This is a genomic window from Bradyrhizobium sp. 139, assembly GCF_023074175.1.
GTDB lineage: Bacteria > Pseudomonadota > Alphaproteobacteria > Rhizobiales > Xanthobacteraceae > Bradyrhizobium.
Genome location: NZ_JADPKS010000003.1, coordinates 1 through 24,638 on the forward strand (window position 1 = coordinate 1; position 24,638 = coordinate 24,638).

21 protein-coding genes and 2 pseudogenes are annotated in these 24,638 nt (G+C 64.6%); 10 read left to right on the forward strand and 13 right to left on the reverse strand.

Annotated elements, in window-relative coordinates:
• Positions 1 to 94 precede the first annotated feature (94 nt).
• Positions 95 to 346 (reverse strand): annotated as a pseudogene (locus IVA80_RS00055) (nitrite reductase, copper-containing); the annotation flags it as partial.
• A gap of 167 nt (positions 347 to 513) precedes the next feature.
• Here IVA80_RS00055 and IVA80_RS00060 point away from each other — a divergent pair.
• Positions 514 to 2,196: a mucoidy inhibitor MuiA family protein gene (locus IVA80_RS00060; protein ID WP_247424098.1), complete on the forward strand. Its 1,683-nt coding sequence runs from the start codon at positions 514 to 516 to the stop codon at positions 2,194 to 2,196.
• 174 nt (positions 2,197 to 2,370) lie between these two features.
• On the opposite strand, the gene IVA80_RS00065 is transcribed toward IVA80_RS00060, so the two are convergent.
• Genes IVA80_RS00065 through IVA80_RS00080 form a run of 4 tightly spaced genes read right to left on the reverse strand, consistent with a single transcriptional unit; the run spans position 2,371 to position 5,428 of the window.
• Complete coding sequence (locus IVA80_RS00065; RefSeq protein WP_247424101.1) at positions 2,371 to 3,174, reverse strand: heme ABC transporter ATP-binding protein; 804 nt, start codon at positions 3,172 to 3,174, stop codon at positions 2,371 to 2,373.
• Positions 3,171 to 4,265 (reverse strand): iron ABC transporter permease, encoded by a 1,095-nt coding sequence (locus IVA80_RS00070; RefSeq protein ID WP_247424103.1) that lies wholly within the window; start codon positions 4,263 to 4,265, stop codon positions 3,171 to 3,173. Before IVA80_RS00070 ends, IVA80_RS00065 begins: the two co-directional genes overlap by 4 nt.
• Positions 4,262 to 5,215 carry a hemin ABC transporter substrate-binding protein gene (locus tag IVA80_RS00075; protein WP_247424106.1) on the reverse strand — a complete coding sequence of 318 codons (954 nt, stop codon included), beginning with the start codon at positions 5,213 to 5,215 and terminating at the stop codon, positions 4,262 to 4,264. The genes IVA80_RS00070 and IVA80_RS00075 overlap by 4 nt, the downstream gene beginning before the upstream one ends.
• Positions 5,216 to 5,221: 6 nt before the next feature.
• Positions 5,222 to 5,428: a hemin uptake protein HemP gene (locus tag IVA80_RS00080; protein WP_247424109.1), complete on the reverse strand. Its 207-nt coding sequence runs from the start codon at positions 5,426 to 5,428 to the stop codon at positions 5,222 to 5,224.
• Between the two features lie 251 nt (positions 5,429 to 5,679).
• Between IVA80_RS00080 and IVA80_RS00085 the strand changes: the two are divergent.
• The 6 genes and pseudogenes from IVA80_RS00085 to IVA80_RS00110 all read left to right on the forward strand — a co-directional run bounded on the left by IVA80_RS00085 (position 5,680) and on the right by IVA80_RS00110 (position 11,174).
• Positions 5,680 to 8,077, forward strand: a pseudogene (locus IVA80_RS00085) (TonB-dependent hemoglobin/transferrin/lactoferrin family receptor).
• A 136-nt stretch (positions 8,078 to 8,213) separates the two neighbouring features.
• A complete protein-coding gene (locus tag IVA80_RS00090; protein WP_045002782.1) occupies positions 8,214 to 8,546 on the forward strand; it encodes an antibiotic biosynthesis monooxygenase in 333 nt (110 codons plus the stop codon).
• A 27-nt stretch (positions 8,547 to 8,573) separates the two neighbouring features.
• The gene (gene hutX, locus IVA80_RS00095; protein WP_247424111.1) at positions 8,574 to 9,089 is read left to right on the forward strand and encodes a heme utilization cystosolic carrier protein HutX; all 516 of its coding nucleotides are present in this window, start codon (positions 8,574 to 8,576) and stop codon (positions 9,087 to 9,089) included.
• A 27-nt stretch (positions 9,090 to 9,116) separates the two neighbouring features.
• Positions 9,117 to 9,893, forward strand: coding sequence for a tonB-system energizer ExbB (gene exbB, locus IVA80_RS00100; protein ID WP_247424115.1), 777 nt, complete (start codon positions 9,117 to 9,119; stop codon positions 9,891 to 9,893).
• Between the two features lie 4 nt (positions 9,894 to 9,897).
• Positions 9,898 to 10,344 (forward strand): TonB system transport protein ExbD, encoded by a 447-nt coding sequence (exbD, locus tag IVA80_RS00105; RefSeq protein WP_247424118.1) that lies wholly within the window; start codon positions 9,898 to 9,900, stop codon positions 10,342 to 10,344.
• On the forward strand, positions 10,344 to 11,174 hold the full coding sequence (locus IVA80_RS00110) for an energy transducer TonB (RefSeq protein ID WP_247424121.1): 831 nt from the start codon (positions 10,344 to 10,346) through the stop codon (positions 11,172 to 11,174). The genes exbD and IVA80_RS00110 overlap by 1 nt, the downstream gene beginning before the upstream one ends.
• A gap of 137 nt (positions 11,175 to 11,311) precedes the next feature.
• On the opposite strand, the gene IVA80_RS00115 is transcribed toward IVA80_RS00110, so the two are convergent.
• The 5 genes from IVA80_RS00115 to IVA80_RS00135 all read right to left on the reverse strand — a co-directional run bounded on the left by IVA80_RS00115 (position 11,312) and on the right by IVA80_RS00135 (position 17,202).
• Complete coding sequence (locus IVA80_RS00115) at positions 11,312 to 12,700, reverse strand: esterase-like activity of phytase family protein (RefSeq protein WP_247424124.1); 1,389 nt, start codon at positions 12,698 to 12,700, stop codon at positions 11,312 to 11,314.
• Positions 12,701 to 12,746: 46 nt separating this feature from the next.
• Positions 12,747 to 13,643: a carbohydrate ABC transporter permease gene (locus IVA80_RS00120; RefSeq protein ID WP_247424126.1), complete on the reverse strand. Its 897-nt coding sequence runs from the start codon at positions 13,641 to 13,643 to the stop codon at positions 12,747 to 12,749.
• Positions 13,636 to 14,592 carry a sugar ABC transporter permease gene (locus IVA80_RS00125; RefSeq protein WP_247424129.1) on the reverse strand — a complete coding sequence of 319 codons (957 nt, stop codon included), beginning with the start codon at positions 14,590 to 14,592 and terminating at the stop codon, positions 13,636 to 13,638. Before IVA80_RS00125 ends, IVA80_RS00120 begins: the two co-directional genes overlap by 8 nt.
• 135 nt (positions 14,593 to 14,727) lie before the next feature.
• On the reverse strand, positions 14,728 to 16,071 hold the full coding sequence (locus tag IVA80_RS00130) for an extracellular solute-binding protein (RefSeq protein ID WP_247424131.1): 1,344 nt from the start codon (positions 16,069 to 16,071) through the stop codon (positions 14,728 to 14,730).
• Positions 16,072 to 16,158: 87 nt separating this feature from the next.
• Entirely contained in the window at positions 16,159 to 17,202 is a 1,044-nt protein-coding gene (locus IVA80_RS00135; RefSeq protein ID WP_247424134.1) for a C-terminal binding protein, read from the reverse strand.
• Between the two features lie 264 nt (positions 17,203 to 17,466).
• Between IVA80_RS00135 and IVA80_RS00140 the strand changes: the two genes are divergently transcribed.
• Positions 17,467 to 19,152, forward strand: a complete 1,686-nt coding sequence (locus tag IVA80_RS00140; protein WP_247424137.1) for a methyl-accepting chemotaxis protein — start codon at positions 17,467 to 17,469, stop codon at positions 19,150 to 19,152.
• A 154-nt stretch (positions 19,153 to 19,306) separates the two neighbouring features.
• On the opposite strand, the gene IVA80_RS00145 is transcribed toward IVA80_RS00140, so the two are convergent.
• Entirely contained in the window at positions 19,307 to 20,284 is a 978-nt protein-coding gene (locus IVA80_RS00145) for a tripartite tricarboxylate transporter substrate binding protein (RefSeq protein WP_247424140.1), read from the reverse strand.
• A gap of 232 nt (positions 20,285 to 20,516) precedes the next feature.
• The gene (locus IVA80_RS00150) at positions 20,517 to 21,452 is read right to left on the reverse strand and encodes a DMT family transporter (RefSeq protein WP_247424143.1); all 936 of its coding nucleotides are present in this window, start codon (positions 21,450 to 21,452) and stop codon (positions 20,517 to 20,519) included.
• A gap of 105 nt (positions 21,453 to 21,557) precedes the next feature.
• Between IVA80_RS00150 and IVA80_RS00155 the strand changes: the two genes are divergently transcribed.
• Complete coding sequence (locus IVA80_RS00155; protein WP_247424146.1) at positions 21,558 to 21,947, forward strand: DUF1330 domain-containing protein; 390 nt, start codon at positions 21,558 to 21,560, stop codon at positions 21,945 to 21,947.
• Between the two features lie 34 nt (positions 21,948 to 21,981).
• Here IVA80_RS00155 and IVA80_RS00160 read toward each other — a convergent pair whose 3' ends face one another.
• A complete protein-coding gene (locus IVA80_RS00160) occupies positions 21,982 to 22,914 on the reverse strand; it encodes a DMT family transporter (protein WP_247424148.1) in 933 nt (310 codons plus the stop codon).
• 430 nt (positions 22,915 to 23,344) lie between these two features.
• On the opposite strand from IVA80_RS00160, the gene IVA80_RS00165 reads away from it, so the two are divergent.
• Positions 23,345 to 24,637: an adenylosuccinate synthase gene (locus tag IVA80_RS00165; protein ID WP_247424152.1), complete on the forward strand. Its 1,293-nt coding sequence runs from the start codon at positions 23,345 to 23,347 to the stop codon at positions 24,635 to 24,637.
• The last annotated feature ends 1 nt before the right edge of the window (position 24,638 follow it).

The window sequence follows — 24,638 nt, forward strand, 5'->3', positions numbered from 1 at the left end:
ATCGACGACGTCAACCGCCATCCGGTCATCCATACCTGGTCCTACAAACTTGCCGAGGCCGCCTGAATATGATTCGAATCAAGGAAACGATCGTCTAGTTGGTGTTGGGAGCCGGTATCTCCGCAGGCGCCTTCACCTGGGTCATTAGATCGCCATTCCACTTGCCTTCGACCTTGAAGTGCGCAGTGGCGCCGAGGTCGGCCGCCTCGATCAGGTTTTGCGTGACATAGGCGTAGATGCCGGGCTGCAGGAACTTGTACAGCGCCGCTCCTGCCGAGCCGCCGCGAATGAACCAGATATCGAGCCCGATCTCCGGCGCGTTGGAGAACTTGCCAGTCTCCCAGACAGACGCCGCGGGACGATGCGTTCCGCGGCCATGGTGCCGCCGCCGCGGCGCCCCACGGAAACCCCAATCGAACCAGTTTCTTCCTTGCCGCGTCTCACCACGATGGCGTGGCTTTTTCATCGCGCGTCCGACTGGCGACGCGGCGATATCGGCAGGGAGGAATTTTTATGCGCATCATCGCGAAATATCTGGCGACGACGAGCCTGGTCCTGGTGACCACGGCCGCCGCGTTGCCGTCATGGGCGGCCGATGTGGAGGCCATATCGGCGATCGACAACGTCACCGTCTATCTCGATGGCGCCACCGTCACCCGCGTCATCGCGCTGGACCTCGCCTCCGGTGACAGCACGCTGGTCGCCAAGGATTTTCCGCTTTCGCTCGATCCGTCCTCCCTTCGCGTCGAGGGCGAGGCGGGTGCCAAGCTCACCATCGGCACGATCGATGCGCGGCCGCCGCGTGCGGCGGCCCCGGTCAACCTGCCCGAACTCGACAAGCGCATCGAAACGCTCAAGGACGAGCGCTCCGATTTGCAAGGAGCAATCGATGGGGCGGCCGCGCGGCGCAAATTCGCTCAGCGGTTTGCCGAGGCGTCCCCCGCCGGCCTCGGCGACAAGGGCGAGGCCCGTCCGATCACCGAGTGGCGGGCGGCCTTCAGCGCGGTCGGCGACGAGATCGCGACCGCCGACACCGCGATCCGAGAGGCCACTCGAAAACAGCGCGAGATCGATCGCCAGATCGCGCAGCTCGAAGCCGAGCGTTCGGCCAAGCCGCCGAGCAAGCTCGAGGTGCGCATCGACGTCGCCTCCGCAGCTGCGACAAAGGCGACGCTGCGGGTGACTTATGCTGTGCGAAACGCGCGCTGGCTGCCGCTCTATGATGCCCGGCTCGACACCGGCGCCAAGGACCGGAAGCCGCAGTTGGAGCTGGTTCGCCGCGCCGAGGTCACGCAATCGACCGGCGAGGACTGGTCGAACGTGACGCTCGGTGTTTCCACCGTGCGCATCGGCCGGGGCGGCAGCGCGCCGGAGCTGAACTCGCTGGTCGCCCAATATCTGCAAGTGCCGAAGGCGCGGGCGCTGGGCTCAGTTTCTGACACGGCGGCGCCTGCGGCAGCACCGATGCAGCGAAAGATGGAAGCCCCCGCCTACGCTAGCAGATCCAGGGAAGATATTGCGGAGCGCGCCGACGAACAGCAGGCGGTTGCCGAGATCGGCGACTTCCAGGCAACGTTCAAGATTCCCGGTCGCGTCAGTCTCGGTGCCGCCGAGGGCGCCAAGGGCCTGCGCATTGCTGCGATGAGCGTGCCCGCCGATCTCGCGGTGCGCGCGGCACCAGTGATGGATCCGACCGCCTTCCTCGAAGCCAGCTTCAAGCAGACGGACGACACGACATTGCTGCCGGGCAAGGTCGCGATCTACCGCGACGGCGTCTTCGTCGGCCGTGGCAAGATCTCGGCTTCGGCCAAGGACGATATTGTGCGGCTCGGATTCGGCGCCGACGACAAGGTCAAGATCGAACGCGCGGTGCTCAAGCGCAACGAAGGTTCGGCAGGTCTCCTGGTCACGACGTCGAAGACCGACGAGCGTTCGTTCAAGACGACTGTCCGAAACGGTCACGACTTTCCGATCAAGGTCGCGATCGAGGATCAGCTCCCGGTCAGCGAGAGCGAGGACATCGCCGTCGAGATGCTGCCGTCGACCACGCCGCCGACCGCAAGCAATACTCGCGACCGGCGCGGCGTGCTGGAATGGTCGTTCGACGCCAAGCCCGGCGATGTCAGGGACATCAACTTCGCCTGGCGCATCCGCTGGCCGAAGGACAAGAGCATGGTGATCGTGCCGGCGGGCTAAAGACGTGCGGCGCGCGCCCTCTTACCTCGCCCCGCTTGCGGGGAGAGGTCGGAATTCGAGCGTAGCTTGAATTCCGGGTGAGGGGGACTCTCCGCAAACTCAACTCTCACCGTCCCCGCGGAGACTCCCCCTCACCCCAACCTCTCCCCGCAAGCGGGGCGAGGGAGTGCACCTTCACCGCGTGGGCGGCGCCGCGCGCATCGACTGCGGCAGCACGTAGGGAACGCCGTCGTCGGCCTGGTGGACGACAGCGTCGATCTCGAAGATTTCGCGGATGGTTTCGCGCGTGACGATCTCCGCGCGCGGGCCGTCGGCGGCGAGCTTGCCTCCGTTCAGCACGACGAGCCGGTCGGCGAAACGGATCGCAAGGTTGAGATCGTGCAGGATCGCGATGACAGCCGTGCCGCCGGCCGCGCGGCAGCGCGCGGCCTCGACCAGGTCGATCTGGTGGCGCAGATCGAGGCTCGATGTCGGCTCGTCCAGCAGCAGGAGCCCCGGCCCATGCTCGGCCTCGCCGCAGGCGAGCTGCACCAGCACGCGGGCAAAATGGGCCCGCTGCTGCTCGCCGCCCGATAGCGTCGGCAATTGCCGTTCGCGAAAATGCGCGAGGCCAACCTCGTCCAGCGCGGCGTCGACGAACGGCACGGCATCGCGCAGGTTGCGGTCGCCCGCGCCCATCAGCACGATCTCCCCGACCGTGAAGGGGAATGTGACATTGACGTGCTGGGACAGCATCGCGCGCCGCGCGGCAAGCTCGCGCGGCGTATAGCTGCGGATGCCGCGCTGCTTCAGCCGCACCTCGCCTTGGCTCGGACGGAGATCGCCGGAGAGCAGCCGCAGCAGCGTCGACTTGCCGGCGCCATTCGGGCCGATGATGGCGACCATCTCGCCGGCGGCTACCGTCAGGCCGACGCCATCGAGCAGCGTCGCGCGGCCGGCGCGCTTGCTCAAGCCGTGCGCTTCGATCACGACGCTCATAGCGTGGCGAGCCCGCGCTGCCGCAGCAGGATGCCGAGGAAGACCGGCGCGCCGACCGCCGCGGTCAAGATGCCGATCGGCATCTCCGCGGGCGCCACGATGGTGCGCGCCAGCGTGTCGGCGCCGACCATCAGGACCGCGCCGAGCAGCACCGAGGCTGGCAGCAGCAGGCGATGTGCTGGGCCAATGACGAGGCGTAGGAGATGCGGCACGACGATGCCGACGAAACCGATGACGCCGCTGATCGACACTGCGACTCCCGTCATGGCGGACACCATGATGATCGAGATCCGCTTGAGACGCTCGACATCGACGCCGCCGTGAAAGGCGTCGGCCTCGCCGAGCACCAGCAGATCGAGACCGCGCGCGATGAAGGCGCAGGCCGCAAGCCCGACGACGAGGATCGGCGCGAGCACGGCCGCCTTGGTCCAGGTCGCGCCGCTCATCGAGCCCAGCATCCAAAATGTGATGTCGCGCAGCTGGCGGTCGTCGGCGATGAACACGAGCAGGCCAATGCCGGCATTGGTGATGGCGGTGATGGCGACGCCGGCGAGCAGGAAAATCGCGATCGACGTTCGCCCGGCGCGGCTGGAGATGCCGTAGAGGATCGCCGTCGTCGCCAGGGAGCCTGCGAAGGCTGCAAGCGGCAAGAGCTCGGTCTGGAGGAAACGCAGCGGCTCGCCGAAGCGCGAATCGGTGAAGACGATCGCGCTTGCGGCCGCGAGCGCGCCGCCGCTGGAGACGCCGACCAGTGCGGGATCGGCGAGCGGATTCCGGAACAGGCCCTGCATGATCGCGCCGGCCGCGGCGAGCAGGCCGCCGACCATCGCGGTCGCCGCGATCCGCGGAATGCGGATCGACCACAGCACGAGCTGGTCGCGGGCCGTCATGGCATCGGCTGCGTGGCCGGCAAAGCCCAGCGCGGCAGGCAGCCGGGAGAGGGGAATGCCGGCTGCGCCAACGGTCAGCGCGATGATCGCGGTGACTGCGAGCGTTGCGAGGAGCAGGGGAATCGCAACCGGCGCGAACCTGCGCCCCGCGCCGCGCCGCCGCAGGTTATGCGCGTCCGTTCCGACCGCCGCCGCGCTCATTGCCGGCAATTCGCAGCCGACAAGGCCGACGTGAATGCAGCGCCCCCGTCGGCCAATACCGGATAGAGCTTGACCGAGAGATCACGCGCAGCCGATGCCGTACGCGGCCCGAAGCCGAGCAGATATAGCCCGTCCATGGTGATGAAGCTCTTGTGTGCGGCGACCGGGGTCAGGGCAAAGCCGGGATGGGTGTAGATCGCCTCGGCCTGGAGCGACTCCTTGCCGCGTTCGATCGACAGCACGACGTCGGGCCTTGCGGCCACGATCGCCTCGTCGCCGATGATCTTGTAGCCGTCGTAATCGTCGACGGCGTTGGCAGCGCCCGCGAGCCGGATGATCTCGTCGGCGGCGGTCTTGTGGCCGGCGACCATCGCCCGTCCGTTCAGGAGCGACATCACGAACATCACGCGGATCGGCGTCGTTACCTTGGCACGCAGTGCGCGAAGTTGTGCAAGATCCGCAGTCACTGCGGTGCTCAGGCATTGGGCGCGTGCATCGACGCCCATGGCATGGCCGACCAGCTTGATCTTCTCGATCAGACCTTCCTCGGAGAAGGACTCTGGCACCAGCACCAGCGGCACCTTCGCCGTCTCCAGCAGGTCCATGGTCTCGCGCGGGCCCGATCCCTGGATTGCCAGGATCAGGGTCGGGTTGAGGCCCAGCACGCCTTCGGCCGAAATCTGGCGCATGTAGCCGACATTGGGTTTGTCGTGCAGCGCCGCCGCCGGATAGAGACTCGTGGTGTCGACGCCGACCACGCGGCTCTCCAGCCCGAGCGCATAGAGGATCTCGGTGATGGCGCCGCCGATCGAGACGGTCCGCGCGAAGTCGGCAACAGTGACATCGCGATTGCGGGCGTCATGCACGGTGATATCGGCGGCGTGCGCGGCCGAGCCGAGCGCGATCGTGCCGGAGAGCAGGAGATGTGTGAGGGTGCGACAAGATGTCATTGCAGTTTACTTCGTCAGGATCAGCTTGTTCTGCGAGGTCAGGCGAAGGCGATAGGTGTCCCCGCCATGCGCGATGACGATCTCGCGCTCCGTCGCAAAGAGCTCGCGGCTGTCGATCCGGCTCCCGTGCATGGTCAAAGTTCTCGTTGTTGCAGCAGGGCTTTGTGTCGGCCCTGCCGCATCGCCGCCGTCGTCTCCGGACGCTGCTGACATTGTTGGTGTGATGCTTTCGAAATTCCAGATGCTGCCTGTTTGTATAGGCGGCAACGGACGCATTCCAACGGCGGCAATTTACAATCGATATAAACTGCGACGCGTTGTCGTTGACCGTCGAAGTGTTGCCACGTAACCAATTATGATGCGGAGCAACTTGTCTGCGTCCTGAGAAAATTAGCCAGCCAGTCGTTCGCCTTGGGCGAGCGCACGCCAGCCAACCAACGAAGTGAAGTGCAGGCTGGGGTGATATGGCTGACGGGGCTAGGTATTCGCGCGCGCTGATTTTGGGCGCGTCGGTGGTTTCAATTGCGGCCTTGGCGACGGAGAGCAGTCTCGCGCAGACGGCTCAGCCGCAAGCCGAAAGTGCGTCGTCGGATCGGCCGAAGCAGGCCAAGCGCAAGCAGCCCAAGCCGCAAGTCGCGCAGCAGGCAACACCTGACGTCATGAACGCCCGTGCCCAGGCCGGCGGCACGGCACCGGTGCAGACGCTCGACACCATCACGGCGGCAGCGTCCAAGACTGAAGAGCGTGCCGTCGACGCACTTGCGCCGGTCAGCGTCGTGACCTCGGGGCAGATCGAGTCGCGCCAGGCCAGCACCGTTGGTGATCTTCTCTATAATGTGCCGGGCGTGTGGGTTCAGAACCGTGGCGACGAGCCGTCGACCTCGATCAACATCCGCGGCTTGCAGGACTTCGGCCGCGTCGTCGTCATTGTCGATGGTGCGCGGCAGAACTACCAGCGCACGGGGCACTTCGCCAACGGCTCGTTTTTCCTCAACCCCGAACTGATCAGCGGCATCGATATCGTCCGTGGTCCCACCGCCAACATCTATGGCTCCGGTGCGATCGGCGGCGTGGCATCGTTTCGCACCAAGGACATCGAGGATGTCGTTCGCGCGGGCGAACGCTGGGGTGTGGACGTCAAGACCATCCTTGGCAGCAACTACGGACGCGCGCTCGGCTCGGCTTTTGGCGGTGTTCACGTCAACCCGAATGTCGACGTGTTCGCGGGCGGCACCTATAGCACACAGGAGAACTACAAGGACGGCACGGGCTTCGAGGTTGCCAACACCGGCAACCGCCTCACGAGCGGCATCGCCAAGCTGACGGTGCGGCCGGCGGATGGGCACGAAGTCAAGCTCGGGACCATCTTCCAGGATGACATCTACAGTTTAGGCCAGCCGCCGCGGCGCGCCGGTGATCCCAACTCGACCAATGCGAACGGCAGCAACAGTCTGGGTGGCACGTCTATCTACGCGTCCAATGTGAAGAACTACACCACGACGCTGGGCTGGAAATATTCGCAGCCGGACGACCAGTGGTTCGACTGGGACGCGGAAGTCTACTGGAATCGTACTGAGAACGATCAGATCAAGACGGCGCATACCAGCACGACGCCGTCGGTCTACTGCGGTGGCGTGCCCGGCAATGCCGTGTCCGGCTGTATCGGCAGCAATCGCGGATATCTGCTCGACACGATCGGCGTCGATGTGCACAACACGACGCGGTTCGAGACCGGAAGCTGGCGTCATGCGGTGACTTACGGACTGGACGCCTTCCAGGACAAGGTATCGTCGCGGGACACGACCGGCACATCGGAAGTTACGACGCCTAGCGGCCAGCGCACGGTGTCCGGCGGCTTCTTGCAGTGGAAGACCGACTACACCTCGATGCTCGAGGTGATCGGTGCGCTCCGCTACGACAATTATCGGCTCTCGTCGGCCTCCTCGTCGTCCGGTGGCGACCGCCTGTCGCCAAAGATCACTGTTGCTTTGGTTCCTACGGCAGTCGTGACGCCGTATGTCAGCTATGCCGAAGGCTATCGTGCGCCGTCGATCACGGAGACGCTGGTCAGCGGCCCGCATTCGGGGTGCCACGGTCAACGACTCCTTCTTTCGCTGTCCGTCGGGCACGCCTGGACCGGGCGCGGATTCGACGTTCTGCTTCGTGCCGAATCCAAATCTGCGGCCCGAGGTCGGCAAGAACAAGGAAGTCGGATTCAACATCAAGAAGAACGATCTGTTCACGCCGGGCGATACGCTGCGCGGCAAGATCAACGTATTCCGCAACGACATCACGGACTTCATCGATCAAGTCGCCTACGGCAATCCGCTCGTGGTTCCCACCGGCCCGCCGCCGGCGCCCAGCATCACGGTGCTGCCGTTCCTGCAATATCAGAACGTCGCCTCTGCCCGCATTCAGGGCTTCGAAGCCGAGGCAATGTACGATGCGAACGTCTGGTTCTTCGGCCTATCCGGGACCTATCAGAACGGCAAGAACCTGCAGACCGGGTTTGGCCTGTACAGCGTTCCGCCGCAGAAGATCACGACCACGGCGGGCGTCCGCTTGCTTGACCGCACACTGATCCTCTCGATGATGTGGACATCGGCGATTGCGAACTACGACATTCCGCGGACCTATACCCCGGCAACGTCGTACGATCTCGTGAATCTCTACGTGCAGTATCAGCCGACGCAGGATCTCACGCTCAATTTCTCGGTCGAAAATCTTCTCAACCAGTACTACCGGCCCTACGCCATTCCGGTTGGTAGCACGGGTGACACGCAAAACGACGTGAAGTGGGCCAGCGCCGGCGCGGGGCTCGTGATCAAGGGAGGCCTCAAGTACCACTTTGGCGGCACCTGAGGAGTAGACCGGCGAACCCGTGCAGGGCGCCGTATTGACCTCCAGAGCCACGCTGATGTCCCAGCGTGGCTTCGGCGCGTTCTGAAATATCCGATTGGCGTTTGCCGATCCACACGACTGACAGGAGAAGAGTCAAATGTTCATCGCCATGAACCGTTTTCAGGTGAAGAAGGGCGCGGAGACCGCGTTCGAGACCGTCTGGGCTACCCGCGAATCCTACCTCGGCAGCATGCCAGGCTTCGTCGAGTTTCATCTGCTGAAAGGTCCGGAGGCGGAGGACCACACGCTCTATTCCTCGCACACCACCTGGGTCGACAAGGCAGCGTTCGAGGCCTGGACGCGCTCGGACCAATTTCGCCGCGCCCATGCGCGTGCCGACAATCCGACCGGCGAAAGCCTCTATCTCGGTCATCCCAAGTTCGAGGGATTTGAGGTGATCCAGAGCGAGCGCAAGGCTGCGGCCGCCTGAGGCGGCCGAGCACGAAAGGAGTTGGACATGCTGAGCACCGATCTCGCCGATCTCAGGGCATATATGGCCGAAAATCCCGGCGCGGTGATCGAGGACGTTGCGCGCGAGCGCAAGGTTTCGCCGCGCGCCGTGATCGAGGCGCTGTCGCCGTCGATGGTGCGCATCGGCAGCGGCGAGCACTTCGCCGCCGCCATGCAGGACATCGCGGCGTGGGGCGAAGTCACGCTGATCGTGCACACGGATGACGCAATCTTCGAGTTCACGGGCGTCATTCCCGCGGGCGAGATCGGCTGCGGCTATTTCAACCTGATGCAGCCGAAGGGCCTGCACGGCCATCTCCGCCACGAGCGCTGTGCGGGCGTGGCTTTTGTCGAGCGGCCCTTCATGGGCAAGACTTCGGCCTTCGTCGCGTTCATCAATGCCGACGGTGGCATCATGTTCAAGGTGTTCGTCGGCCGTGATGAAACCCGCGCGCTGCGTGGGGACCAGCTGGCGCGGTTCCGGCAGCTTGCGGACCGGATCGCGGCGCAGCCCGCGGCGTAGCTTCCTTCTATCTGTCGGGAGATCAGGATGCAGGGCATTTTTGGGCTTCGGCACGTGATCGTGGCAATCGCGTTGGCGCTTGCGCCGACATCGGCCTTTGCGATCGACGAAGCGCTGTTGCCGCGCAATTTGTCGCCCTGGGGCATGTTCCTTGGTGCCGACATCATCGTGAAGACGGTGATGGTGGGGCTCGCCATCGCCTCGCTGGTGACGTGGACGGTCTGGCTCGCCAAGACCATCGAGTTGCGGCGCAAGGCGGCGCTCGCCTTGCAGCGGACGCGCGCGCTCGAAGGCAACATCAAACTGACGGAGGCTGCCGAACGGGCCGGCGACGCGCTCGACGCCGTAGCCCAGCTCATCCAGTCCTGCGCGAAGGAGGCAGAGCTCTCCGGCGGCATGCTCGACGACGGTCTTCAGGAGCGCGTGGCGCTGCGGCTGGAGCGGGTCGAGGCCGCGATGTCGCGGCAGATCGCGCGCGGCACCGGCGTACTGGCGACTATCGGCGCTACCGCGCCGTTCGTCGGCCTGTTCGGCACGGTCTGGGGCATCATGAATTCGTTCATCGGCATCTCCGAGAGCCACACCACGAGCCTTGCGGTGGTCGCGCCCGGCATTGCGGAAGCGCTGCTGGCGACCGCGCTTGGCCTCGTCGCCGCAATCCCGGCGGTCGTGATCTACAATCATCTCGTCCGCGGTATCGCCAATTACCGCGCGCTGCTCGGCGATGCCTCGGCGCAGCTCATGCTGCTGGCGAGCCGCCAGCGCGACCATCGCGACTTCCGCTTGTCGCGAGCGGCGGAGTAGGCCGATGGCCGCGAAGCTCGGCACACATTCGGGATCGCCGCTCAAGCGCGGCGACCCTGACGATCTCGACGTCACCCATGAGATCAACGTCACACCGTTCATCGACGTGATGCTGGTGCTGCTGATCATCTTCATGGTGGCCGCCCCGCTCGCCACCGTCGACGTCGGCGTCGAGCTGCCCGCCACCGCGGCCGAGCCGCAGCCACGGCCGGACAAGCCAGTCTTCGTCACCGTGAAGCCTGATCTTTCGATCGCTGTCGGCGAAAACGTCGTGGGCCGTGAATCGCTCGGCACATCGCTCGACGCGGCGACCAAGGGTCGCAAGGACGAGCGCATTTATCTGCGTGCCGACAAGGCCGTGAGCTACGGCGACCTGATGGGGGTGATGAACACCTTGCGCAATGCCGGCTACCTCAAGGTGGCGCTGGTCGGCCTCGACGGACGCAGCTGATGGCCGCGAACGCCTTTGCGCTGCACGAGCCGCTCGGCGAACGCGAATCCGTGCGCTGGGGCTTAGCGGCGGCGGTGATCGTGGCGCTGCATATTGTGGCCGCGCTGCTTGCGACGAGCTGGCTCAGGTCGCAGCCCGAGCAGGGCGTCAGCCTGCCGGCGATCATGATCGACATGGCGCCGGTGACGTCGGCGCCGCAGTCGGTGCAGGACGACGTTGCGCCGGGACCGGCGATGCAGGAGGCTGACGCCTCGCCGCCGGAGCCGGTGCAGCAGCAGGCCGTCGAGGAGACCATCGCGCCGACGCCGCTGCAGGAAAAGCCGGAGGTGGTGGCGCCGCCGGAGCAGAAGCTCGAGCCGGCACCGGCCAAGCCCGAGCCGGCGAAGATCGTGCCGGTCGAAAAGCCTGCGCCGGCGAAGCCGAAGCTGGTTCGTCGCGAGGCCAAGAAGCCGTCGGAGGCGACGCCTGCGCCGCGTACCAGCGCGCCGCCGCGTGCGGAGCGCGAGGCGCCGATGGCATCCGCAGTGAGTGCCGGCGCGGTGGCCTCCGTGCTCGCATCCTATAATCAGCGCGTCCGCGCGCATTTGATGCGCTTCCACCAATATCCGTCCGGCGGCGGCGGTCAGCGCGGCGTTGCGAGGCTCAGCTTCACCGTCAGCCGTAGCGGGCAGGTCACGTCCAGCCGTCTCGGCGGATCGTCCGGCGTTGCCGTATTCGACGCCCAGGCCATGTCGATGATCCGCCAGGCCTCGCCGTTTCCGCCGATCCCGGACGAGATCAAGAACGGCGCGATGAGCTTTTCGATCCCGGTGGAATTTACGGTGAGGTAAGCCCTCCGCTGTCATGCCCCGCGAAGGCAGGCATCCAGTACCCCGCGGCCGTTCCGTATCACATAGACGCCGCAGCGTACTGGATCGCCCGGTCAAAACATCAAGCCGGGCGATGACCGTGTCGAAAGAGCCGGGCCTTACTTCGCCTTCAGGAAATCCGCGACCTCGAGCAGCATGAACTCGTTGTCGTCGGCCTTGTTGGGATCGCGGCTGGACGAGAACGGCAGATTGTTGTCGTTGCCGACGATGATGTGGGTCTCGTCGACGCGATCGACGTTCTCGATGGTGAAGAACGGGAAGGTGTAGACGCCGTCATTGAGCGGCTTCTTCGCCTTCTTGTCGGGATCTCTGATCTTCAGGAGGTCGATATAGCCGATCTTGCGCACGGGCTTGCCGACATTGGCGTCCGAGAACTCGATCTTGTAGACGCGCTTGAACTTGGCGAGATCAGGGAAGCAGTTTTCGCCGCGCGTGCCTTGCGGGCAGGCCTTGTCCGCGGTGCCTTCGCCGTTGTCGCGCTCGATGATCAGGCCGCTCGCCAGGTCGATCATATTGAAGTCGCCGATGGCATTGCCGTTCTGCTCGAACACATATTGCCAGTAGCGGCCGGTGAATTTTTCCGCCGCGACATCGAATTCGAGAATGCGGGAGGCTTCCTTGCCGTCGACCTTTTCCCAGTCCTTCTTGTCGGCATCCCACAGCGGCCCCTCGAGCAGGCCGTAGAGAAACTTGCCGTCCTTGGACGACGCAAAGCCCTCATAGCCCTTGGAGCGGCGGAGGTTGACGTTGGTGTAGGTCGCGCCCGGCGCGCCCGGGGTTCCCACCGCCCAATGATCGGGCGACCGCACCGGCTTGCCGTCGGCCACCGTCTCGAATACGCCCAGGATCTTGCCGGTCTTGTCGGCCTTCAGGATGTAAGGGCCGAACTCGTCGCCGATCCAGAAGACGTCGCCGACGATCTGAAAACCTTCGGTGTCGAAGTCGGAGCCGGTGAGGTAACGCTTCTGGGTGTCCTCGTGCACGATGCGGAACGGCACGCGTCTGTCGGGGTCGTGCAGGAAGATGGTTTCCTGGCGCTCGATCTTGCCGCTCGCCCAATCCATCTTGTAGCGGTTCAGGTACAGCATTGAATCCGGCGAGTTCGCGCGTGCGCCCATGCCGTTGTCGGTGATGACCCAGAAGCTGCCGTCGGGCATGGTCTTGATGCCGGAATGGCCCTGGAGCGGCTGGCCCTTGAACGGCAGCGACACGCCGGTCGGGCGCTCATAGGACTTGCCCATCACGGTGCCGAGTGCATCGACGCGCTTACCGGTGGTGTATTTGCCGGAGGTCTTGAGATCGGCGGGGGCATCGACCGGCGCATCGATGAACGTTGCGGCCGGCATCACCACGTGGCCGGCGAGCTTCGCCGGGAATTCGCCTTCGCTCTCGGCAAGCGCTGTGCTCGCAGTGAGAATGATCGTTGCGACGGAGGAAAAGTGGCGCGCATGTGCGTCTCCTGTTAGCGGAGGCCGTCTTATGCGCATCGTGCATTGCAGTTTTGTGAGGCCGGACCAAACGCCGCTGTCGCGGTCACTCCTTGACCGCGCCGGTCAGCGAGGACACGTAATAATCCACGAACAGCGAGTAGAAGATCGCAACCGGCAGCGAGCCGAGCAGCGATCCCGCCATCAGCGCGCCCCACTGGTAGACGTCGCCGGTGACGAGCTCGGTCAGGATCGCCACCGGCACGGTCTTGTTGGCGCCGCTCTGGATGAAGGCGAGCGCGTAGATGAACTCGTTCCAGGACAGTGTGAAGGAGAAGATGCCGGCCGAGATCAGCCCGGGTACCGCCAGCGGCAGCGTGATCCGCCGCAGGATCTGCAGACGCGTCGCGCCGTCGACCAGCGCGCATTCCTCGAGTTCGTAAGGAATCGACTTGAAATAGCCGATCAGGAGCCAAGTGCAGAACGGTACCAGGAAGGTCGGATAGACCAGGATCAGCGCCATCGGGCTGTCGAACAGGCCGAATTGCACCACCACGGTGGCGAGCGGTATGAACAGGATCGACGGCGGCACGAGATAGGCGAGATAAATGCCAAGGCCGACATAGGGGCTGCCGCGGAAGCGCAGACGCTCGATGGCGTAGGCGGCGAGCGTGCTCGCGATCAGCGACAGCGTGGTCGAGCCGATCGCCACCAGCATCGTCGTCCATAGCCAGCGCGGATAGGCCGTGTCGAACAGCAGATGCTTGATGTGCACCAGCGTCGGCGAGGAAATCCAGAACGGATTGTGCTCCTTGTAGTTCATCAGCTCCGCGTTCGGCTTGAACGACGTGATCGCCATCCAGTAGAACGGAAACAGCAGGATCAGCACGAAGCAGCCGAGCGGCAGGTAGATCATCATCAGCCGCCGCAGCCCGGAATCCCAGGCCATGGTGTCGGGCGATGTGGTGGCGACGGAGGCCGGTTGGGCGACGGTATCAGTCATTGCTCTCTCCCTGCTGCCATTTGCGGCGCGCCAGGCCGAAATATGAGAACAGCGTCGCGAACACCAGGAACGGGATCATCGACACCGCGATCGCGGCGCCTTCACCGAGCTCGCCGCCGGCAATGCCGCGCTGGAAGGCGAGCGTGGCCAGCAAATGGGTCGAGTTGCCGGGACCGCCGCGGGTGATGGCGTAGACCAGCTGGAAGTCGGTGAAGGTGAAGATGATCGAGAAAGTCATGACGATGGCGAGGATCGGCATCATCATCGGGAAGGTGATGTAGCGGAAGCGCTGCCAGGCGCTGGCGCCGTCGAGCATCGCGGCCTCATACAGCGAGGGCGAGATGGTCTGCAAGCCGGCCAGCAGCGAGATCGCGACGAAGGGAATGCCGCGCCAGATGTTGGCGGCGATCAGCGAGAAACGCGCCGGCCAGGGCGAGCCGAGGAAGTCGATATTGCTGGTGCGCCAGTGCAGCACGTCGACCAGCAAATAGGAGATGATCGAGAATTGCGGATCGTAGATCCACCAGAACGCCAGCGCCGACAGCACCGTCGGTACGATCCAGGGCATCAGGATGATGGCGCGGAGCAGGCTCTTGAACGGAAAATGGTTGTTGAGCAGCATCGCAAGCCAGAAGCCCAGTGCGAACTTCCCGAAGGTCGCGATCCCCGTGTAGATCACGCTGTAGAACACCGCGTTCCACCACAGCGAATCGGTGAGCAGATACTGGAAATTCTCGAAGCCGACGAAGACGCCGTTTCTTCCGATCGTGGTGTCGGTGAAGGCGAGCCAGATGCCGAGGCCGAGCGGATAGGTCAGGAACACCGAGAGCAGCCCGATCGCGGGCGCGAGGCACATCACGATCAGGAACGGCTTGTAATCGAGCAGGCGTGCGATCCAGCCCGGCTGCCGCTGCACCAGGGTGGGGGAGGAGAGTGTGGTCACGGACATCGGTTTGCCTGTCCTCTTGAATTATTGCCACACCGTCATTGCGAGTGAAGCGAAGCAATCCAGTCTGTCTCCGCTGTTACGGTCTGGATTGCTTCGTCGCTTTGCTCCTCGCAATGCCGGCCACGCCGCTGGACGCTACTTCTGCCGCCGGAAGTACCGCTTGCTGCGCTGCTCGGCTTCCGCGGCCGCGGCCTCCGGCGTGGCAGCGCCGGTCGCGACGGACGCGAACATCTGAATCAGCACGTAGTCGGCGCTGACGGCGCCGGTCGCGGTCGAGATCGGGCCCGCGTAGCCGTCATAATAGGTGCTGTTCATGGTGTTCTTGAACAGCTTCACCTTGGGATCTTGCGACCACACGGCGGCGTCGGCATAAGCGGCCAGCGGCTGGGCCCAGTAGCCGGAGTTGGCGTTGAGCCACGGCTCGTACTGGTCCTTTTCCAGCATGTATTGCAGGAAGGCCTTTGCGGCGTTGGGGTACTGGCTGTGCTTGAACACCATCGCGTTCAGCGTCAGGCCTGCCATCGGTGAGACCTTGGCCACGCCCTTCGGCAGCAACTGATGCTCGCTGTCGTCGGCGATCGCCTTGGTCGCCGGATCGTTCTTCAGCGAGAAGTACAGCGAGACACCGTTGGCGGTCAGCGCGATCTCCTGCGCGGCGTAGGCGCGGTTGTTGCTGACGTCGTTCCATGACGTCGTGCCGGCGATGAAGGTCGGGTAGAGCTGCTTGACCCAGTTCAGCGCGGCGATCGTCTCCTTGCTGTTGATGACGACGTTGCCCTCTTCGTCGAGCAGGGCGGCATTGTGCGACCACAGCGCCCAGCTCGCGAAGCCGTTGCCGTCGCCCTTGGCGTTGCCGAGCGCGAAGCCGGCCGGCTTGCCGGCCTTGTGGAGCTTCTGGCACAGGTCGAGGATGCCGGCATGGTCTTCCGGCACCTTGTCGAAGCCGACCGATTGCAGGATCGATTTGCGGTAGATCAGGGGACCTGCGGTGGCGCCGAACGGCAGTCCGATCCAGGCGTCGCTCTTGTTCTTCTTGCCGTAGCGCTGCGCCAGCGGCAGCCAGCCGCCATAACGCTTGCCGACATAGTCGGCGACGTCGGTGAGCTCGATCAGCTTGTCGATATAGATGTGCGGCGCATCGGAGAAGCCGATGATGATGTCGGGGCCGGCGCCGGAATTGGCGGTCACCGCGGTCTGCTGGTTGATGTCCTCCCAGCCGACGAAGTCGACCTTGACCTCGACCCCGGTCTCCTTGGTGAATTTGGCCGCATTGGCGCGGAATACGTCTTCGTCGGCCTGGACGAAGCGTACCGGCCGCAGCATGCGCAGGGTTGCGCCTTTCTCGATCGGCAGTTTCGGTGCGGGGACGTCCGCGGCCTTGATCGTGGATTGGGCATTCGCCGGAGCACCGGTTGCCGCGATTGCGGCAGCGGACAGGCCCAGCGCCAAGGCATCACGACGTGTGATGTCGTTCCTCATCGATTCCTCCCTATGATGTCTCCCTTCCCGGCGTTGATCGCCGGTGAAGGGTCGTTCCGGTTCCCGGCGCGGTTTGCGGCCGGCCGCCTAGCTGTTCGGGCCGCGGTCCATGCTGACGGGCTGCCAGCGGCGGAGCGCGGTGTCTTGCAGCACCGACGGATTGACGCAGCTTACCGGCCACATGCCCTGAAGCACCAGTGACAATTCGTAGCCCACGCGGCGCTTGCGCGCCTCGTCGAACCGTGCCGAGGCCGAGGCGACATGGGCGGTCAGGGTGACGTTCTCCATGCTGAGGATGGGATTGTTGTGCGACGGCGGTTCCGTCTCCAGCACGTCGAGGGCGGCATGCGCGATCCAGCCCTCCTGCAGCGCCTTGATCAGGCTCTCCTCGTCGACCGTGGCGCCGCGGCCGGTATTGATGAAGACCGATCCCTTCTTCATCTGCCGAAAATGCTTCTCGGTCAGCATGTGATGCACCTCGGGCCGGGCGGGTGCGTGCATCGAGACGAAGTCGGATTGCGAGAGCACCTCGTTCAGCGTCGCCGGGATCACGCCGTGGTCGTACATCAGCGTTTCCTGGATGAAGGGGTCGTAGGCCATCATGCGCAGGCCGAACGGGGCGGCGCGTTTCGCAACTGCACGCGCGACGCGGCCGAACGAGATGAAGCCGAGCGTCTGGCCCATCAGCCGCGGAACCTTCAACAGCGCCGGCCGGCCCTCCGCCCAGCGCCCGCTGCGCACCATTTTGTCCTGCTCGACCAGGCGGCGGAAGCCCGCGAGCAGCAGCATCATGGCATGGTCGGCGACCTCCTCGATGAACGTGTCGGGAATGTTGGTGACGGGAATGCCGCGGGCGGTCGCAGCCTTGACGTCGACGCTGTCGACCCCGACCGAGCCGAGCGTGATCACCTTGCAATTGTCCAGCGTGTCGATGATCGACTTGGTGATGGGGATGCCCTTGGCATAGATGGCGTCGGCGGTTTTTGCGGCGGCGATGAACCCGGCTTCGTCGGCCGGCGCCTCGACGATCTCGGCGTCGATCGGATCGAGCGCCTCGCGCTCATAGGAATAGTCGCTGCCTGCGACCGTGAAGCTCGCGCCCTTCGGCGTCACCACCCTGTATTTCGGCATGTCCTGCTCCCGATTTGGTCTGTCGGTTCTTGTTATGGCCCGGCCTTCGCGGCGGGCCCTTGCGTCTTTTACGCGAAATGGCGGCGATTGCGTACAATCATCGGTTGCCGCTACGGCGATTTGTTCGACTGTTTCGGCCTTACGTCCGGGCTTCTACGGAGCCCGCCCGTAACAGCTTGATAACAGGTCGCACACTAAGAGTTGATTCCACTTCTATCGATTTTACTCGCGCGCCCGTGTCCCATTTATTGCCGGAGCTATCCCGTGAAGTTGAGCAATCTGAAGATCGCCCCGAAGCTCGGTATCCTTGTCGGCGTCACCCTGTTCGGCCTTTGCGTCTCCGGTGTTCTCGCCGGCTATCTGATGAAGCGCGAGATGGTGAATGCGCGCATCGACCAGGCCAAGTCGATCGTCGATCTGGGTCGCAACTACGCCGCGGCGTTGAAGAAACGCGTCGATGCCGGTGAGCTGACGAAGGATGCGGCGATGGCCGACCTTCGCCGCTACGGCAACGCGATGACCTATGACAACGGCTCGGGCTATCTGTTCGGCACGTCCTATGACGGCATCACCCAGCTCGCGCCCGATCCGAAGCAGATCGGCACCAACCGCATGGATGTCGTGACCAACGGCCGCAAGCTGTCGCTGGAGCTGATGGACGGCGTCAAGGCCAATGGTTCGATCCTGCTGCACTATGAATATGCGAAGCCGGGCCAGGAAGGGCTGATCCGCAAGCTCGGCTACGCCGTGGCCGTCCCGGGCTTTGACATGTATCTCGGCACGGGCGCTTATCTCGACGATATCGACGCCAAAATGGGCCCGGTCTACTGGCTGCTTGGTCTGGCCATGCTTGGCATCGTCATCGTTGCCGGTAGCGTTGCCTGGCTGCTTGGTCGCAGCATCAGCGGTCCGCTCAATCTCCTCGGCACCCGCATGAAGGATCTCGCCGACGGCAAGCTCGAGGGCGACATCCCCGGCGTCGGCCGCGGCGACGAGGTCGGCGCGATGGCCTCGACCGTCCAGATCTTCAAGGACAACGCGGTTCGCATCCGCGAAATCGAGAAGACCGAGGCCGATGCCAAGGAGCGTGCCGCGACGGAACGTCGCAGTGTGATGGAGGGCATCGCCAACGACTTTGAACGCAGCGTCAATGGCATCGTCCGCTCGGTTTCCTCGGCCGCGGCCGGCATGCAGAGCACGGCGCAGTCGATGACCGCGACCGCCAGCGATGCCTCGTCGCGCGCGGCGACCGTCGGCGCTGCCTCGCAAAGGGCCTCCGGCAATGTCGGCACGGTTGCCGCAGCCGCCGAAGAGCTGTCGAGCTCGGTTGCGGAAATCTCCCGTCAGGTCACGCGCTCGACCGAAGTGGCGAGCCGCGCGGTCAGCGATGCCGAACGCACCAATGCCACCGTGCAGGTGCTCTCGACCGGCGCCGAGAAGATCGGCGAGGTCGTCAAGCTGATCCACTCGATCGCCGCGCAGACCAATTTGCTCGCGCTCAACGCCACCATCGAAGCGGCCCGCGCCGGCGAATCCGGCCGCGGCTTCGCGGTCGTCGCCTCCGAGGTCAAGGCGCTGGCGAACCAGACCGCGAAGGCGACCGAGGAAATCTCCGCCCAGGTTGCGGCGATGCAGACCTCGACCAGCGACGCGGTCACGGCGATCTCCGGCATTACCCAGACGATCGCCGAGATGAGCGAGATCACCGCCGGTATCTCCTCGTCGATCGAGCAGCAGGGCGAAGCGACCCGCGAGATCGCCCGCAACATTCAGTCGGTTGCGGCAGGCTCAAGCGAGATCAACACCCATATCGGTGGCGTCACCTCGGCCGCGGAAGCGACCGGCAGCGCGGCCACCGACGTGCTCACCAACGCCCGCGAGCTGGATAACCAGTCCAGCGCGCTGCGCAGCGCGGTCGACGGCTTCCTCGCCAAGGTCCGCGTGGCGTAAGTCGTCACACAAGGCAACAGCATCTACTCCATCGTCATGCCCGGGCTTGTCCCGGGCATCCACGTTCTTGGACACCGTACGCGTCGATAGGCGTGGATGGCCGGGACAAGCCCGGCCATGACGGAGAATACGGAGCGCGCAGCTTTCGCGAGCCCTACTGCTTCTCAATTCCGGCGTTCGTGATCAGCTTCTCCCACAGCACCAGTTGCTCGTTCACGAACGTGCCGAGCTGCTCTGGCGTGCCCGAAAATGCGTCCATGCCGAGCGTGGCAAGCTGGGCCTTGATCTCCGGCTTCTCGACGATCTTCCTGATCTCGGCGTTGAGTCTGGTCACGATCTCCTTGGGCATGCCGGCGGGGCCGAAATAGCCCTGCCACGACGAGATGTCGAAATCCGGCACGCCGGCCTCCTGCATCGAGGGCAGGTTCGGCACCAGCGGCGAGCGGTCCTTGGTGGTGACGGCGAGCGCGCGCAGCGCGTTGCCGTTGACGTGGGGCAGGCCCGTCAGGATGTCGACAAACATCATCGAGACGCGGCCGCCCATGACGTCGTTGAGCGCCGGAGGCGAGCTCTTGTACGGCACGTGCAGGAGATCGAGCCCGGCATTGTGCGCAAAAGTCGCGCCCGACACGATCGCCGAGGACGAGCCCGAGGCGTAGCTGAGCTTGCCCGGATTGGCCTTGCCGTAGGCGACGAGCTCGCCGACGGTTTTTGCCGGCACCTCCGGATGAATCACCAGCATGAAGGGCAGGTCGCCGGTGCGCGCGATCGGGGTGAAATCCTTGACGGGATCGTAGGTCAGGCTCTTGAGCAGATAGGGATTGGCCGAATGCGTGGTGTTGGTCGTCACCAGCAGCGTGTAGCCGTCGGGGGCGGCGCGCGCGACATAGGTCGCGGCGATCATGCCGTTGGCGCCCGCCTTGTTCTCGATCACGATCCCGACGCCGAGCGCCTGCGATAAATGCTGCGAGATGAGCCGCGTCGTGGTGTCGGTGCCGCTGCCGGCCGCGAACGGCAGCACCAGCGTGATGTTGCGGCTCGGATAATTGTCGGCCTGCGCGGCGGATGCGGCGGCGAGACAGAGCGCGGCCGCGCCGGCGGTGCGCAGGGCGCGGATCAGTGATGACAGCATGTCTGGACGTTCCCTCTTTTTCGTTGGCGGGGAACCTAGCCGGTCCACATCAAAACCGGAAGACGCGAGTTAACTTGGTCTCGTGCCCCGGACGCAGCGCAGCGCTTCTTCAGCGGTGCGCTGCAGAGCCGGGGCCCATGCCGCGGCAAACTGGGTCCCGGTTCAGCAGCGCATCACTGCGTGCTGCGCCGCGCCCGGGACATGAGACTTGTTGTGCGCCCGCGCTGCTGAATTATTTCACCGCAGAACCCTGGCGTGATGCGATCACGACGCCGGCGAGCACGAGCGCATAGCCGACCAAATGAAACGGCCGGAGCTTTTCGCCCAGCAGCAGGATCGCCATCGCCGAGCCGAACACCGGCACCAGATGGAAGAACGGTGCGGCGCGGTTCGGGCCGATCAGCGCCACGCCGCGGTTGAAGAAGAGATAGGCCAGCGTCGAGGGAAAGATCAGGATGTAACCCAACGTCGCCAGCGTCACCCCGTCGAGTTGCAGGACCCGGCCGCTCCAGGTCTCCCAGACCGCGGTCGGCAGCAGCATCGTTGCGCCGCAGCAGGTGGTGAAGGACAGAAAGGAGAGCTGGTGGATCTTCGGCCGGCGCGGGATGAAGGCGGAGTAGATCCCGAATGCCACCAGCGAGGAGGCGAACATGATGTCGCCCCTGTTGAAGCTGATGCTCGCGAGCGCGGCGAGATCGCCGTGCAGGATGATGATCAGCACGCCGAAAAGCGAGATCCCGATGCCGGCGAGCTGCGCGCCCGTCAGCCGCACGCCGAACAGCACCAGCGACCACAGCGCCACGAACAGCGGGCCGGCCGACTGGATCAGCAGCGCGTTCAGCGCCTCCGTGTATTGCATCGCCCAGTACGAGATCGCGTTGTTGAAGGCAAAGCCGACCAGCGACAGGAACAGCATCAGCGGCAGGCTCTTGCGTATGCTCGGCCAGTCGCGCTTCAGATGCGGCCAGGCGAACGGCAGGAGGATCAGGAACACGCCGAACCAGCGGATCGTGGTCACCGTCAGCGGCGGCACATGCGCGCCGACATGGCGCGCGAGCACGATGTTGCCGGCCCAGAACAGCGAGCTCAGGCTAAGCAGCAAATAAGGCTGGTTGTTGAGCCAACTGGCCGGATTCGAGACCTTTGGCGGGGGCGAAGCAATCGTCATTGGCGTCACATAGGACCTTGCGCCGAATTGCTGTCGTGACACAAGTCACGCCGCCGCAACGCTACAATGCAGGCATGCCCCGGGGAGGCGCCATTGCCGGTTAATATGTTGAACATCCAAGGCCTGGAAGGGCTCGATCAGCATGCGCCCGTGGTGATGCTGAACCTGATGCGCTTCCACGCGCGCTCGCGCGATGGCGACGGTTCGGGCTGGGACGCTTATCTGCGTTACAGTGCGATCACGGTGCCCATGATCCGGGCACGCGGCGGCACGCTGCTCTGGACCGGCGCCGCCAAGACGGTCGCCCTCGGCCCGCACGATGGCAACGAATGGGATTTCGTCGCGCTGGTGTTTTATCCGTCGGCCGCGGCCTTCCTCGACATGATGACGTCGGAGACCTACGAGCGTGAGGCCGACCCGCATCGCGTCAACGGCTGCGCCGAGCACGTCATCATCGCGACCAGCGAAGCGTACAGCAAGTTCAAGGCGAAGTAGCGCCACCTTCTGCCACAACGAGAGAAGGATGAAGTTATGTCGCCTGCTTTCTCGAAGCCACAAACACACCGGCCAGCACCAGCGCGAAGCCGATGAAGTGGAAGGCTTGCGGGTGTTCGCCGAGGAATGCCAACGCCATGATCGAGCCGAATACCGGCACGACGTGGAAGAACGGCGCCGCGCGGTTGGCGCCGATCAGGCGGACGCCGCGATTGAAGCAGAGATAGGCGAGGGTCGAGGGGAATACCGCGACATAGAACAGCGTCAGCATGTTCGGTCCGTCGAGCTTCATCACCGGACGTGCGGACAGTTCCCAGATCTCGAGCGGAATGAGACAGGCGGCACCGGCGCCGAAGGTGAAGGCGAGGAACGACAGTCCGTGCATCGGCGGCCGCTTCAGGGTCAGTACCGAATAGAGCGCGAAGATGATCAGCGCGACGATGAAAATGACGTCGCCCTTGTTGAACTCGATGTTCGACAGCGTGGTGAAATCGCCGTGTAGCAGGATCGTCAGCACGCCGCACATCGACAGCAGCACGCCGAAGGCCTGCGCCTTCGTGAGCCGGACGCCCAGGATCGCCAGCGACCACAGCGCCACGAGCAGGGGCGCTGCCGATTGGAGCAGCAGCGTGTTGAGCGCCTGCGTATGCTCCAGCGCCCAGTATTGCAGCGTGTTGAAGGCGCCGATGCCGGTGATCGAGAGCGTGATCATCAGGCCGAGCTTGCCGCGGATCGCGGGCCAATCCCGGGCGAGATGCTTCCAGGCGAACGGCAGCACCAGGAGGAAGGCGAAGAACCAGCGCAGGAACGACAGCGTGACCGGCGGGATGTGGCCGGCGGCGAGCCGCCCGACAATGGCGTTGCCGGCCCAGCACAACGCGGTGATGCTGAGCAGCAGATAAGGCTGGTTGGCGATCCAGCTGTGGCCGGATGATTCGGTGCCGGTGGTCTGGCCGGTGGCGGACATTGTGATTGTTATGGCCCCGCAAGGTGCGCCAAGGCCGCCGGCCCGGCAAGGTCCGGGCCGGACGATCCCCGGCTCCGTTCAAAGACACGGAAATCGGGGTTGCATCAATGGGGGCTGGACGCATCGCGACCATGCAGCGGCCGGCGCGCAGAAGGCATCCGGCGGCTTCTGACGAGGTCGGCGCGCCAGCCCGGAACGTTTCTGGATTTTCGGGGGATATCAAAGGCTTGGATCATGCTTTGAATCCCGAAAAAGCCTCCTTCTTGCTTGCCTAGAAGGACCGCTTCCTTTATCCGGTGGGGCTGCCTCGCATGCGAGCGGCCGCGGCCGTGACTTGGGCTGGGCGCAGGCATGATCCCGGAAAAGTGGGCACCGGTTTTCCGCGAGGATCATGCCACTTAGAGACAGTTTGCATAGGGATTACCCGCGAATGGCCAATGTTGTCGTCGTCGGCGCCCAATGGGGCGACGAAGGAAAGGGCAAGATCGTCGACTGGTTGTCGGAGCAGGCGGACATTGTCGTTCGTTTCCAGGGCGGTCATAACGCCGGCCATACGCTGGTCATCAACGGCAAGACCTACAAGCTGGCGCTGCTGCCCTCCGGCGTGCTGCGCGATCAGAAGCTGTCGGTGATCGGCAACGGCGTGGTGTTCGATCCGCAGGCCTTTCTCGACGAGGTCGCCAAGCTGCGCTCGCAGGGCGTCGCGGTCTCTCCGGACAATCTGCGTGTCGCCGAGAACGTCACCCTGATCCTGCCGCTGCACCGTGAGCTCGACGCGCACCGCGAATCCGCCAATGCGGCGACTGCGATCGGCACCACCCGCCGCGGCATTGGACCGGCCTATGAAGACAAGGTCGGCCGCCGCGCCATCCGCCTGATGGACCTCGCCGATCTCGACACCCTCCCGCACAAGATCGACCGGCTCCTTGCTCACCACAATGCGCTGCGCCGCGGTCTCAATCTGCCGGAGTTCGATGGCAAGGACATCCTGAAGGAATTGACCGCGCTTGCGCCGCAGCTCTTGCCCTATGCCGAGACGGTGTGGCGGTTGCTCGACATCAAGCGACGCGAAGGCAAGCGCATGCTGTTCGAGGGTGCGCAAGGCGCGCTGCTCGACGTCGACCACGGCACCTATCCTTACGTCACCTCGTCCAACACGGTGGCGGCGCAGGCTGCGACCGGCTCGGGCCTCGGCCCCGGCGCGGTGGGCTATGTGCTCGGCCTGTGCAAGGCCTACACGACCCGGGTCGGCCAGGGCCCGTTCCCGACCGAGCAGGACAACGAGACCGGCCGCAAGATCGGCGAGCGCGGCCGCGAGTTCGGCACCAACACCGGCCGTCCGCGCCGCTGCGGCTGGTTCGACGCCGTGCTGGTCCGCCAGGCGGTCCGGACCGGCGGCATCAATGGCCTGGCGCTGACCAAGCTGGACATTCTCGACGGCTTCGATTCGATCGAGGTCTGCACCGGCTACAAGCTCGACGGCAAGGAGATCGACCACTTCCCGGCCGGCGAGGGCGCCCAGGCCAGAGTCGAGCCGATCTACGAGACCATCGAGGGCTGGAAGGAGCCAACCGCCAACGCGCGGTCATGGGCCGACCTGCCGGCCCAGGCCATCAAATATGTCCGCCGGATCGAGGAATTGGTGGGGTGCCCGGTCGCACTGCTTTCCACCAGCCCCGAACGCGAGGATACTATCCTGGTACAAAATCCGTTCGAGGCTTAAC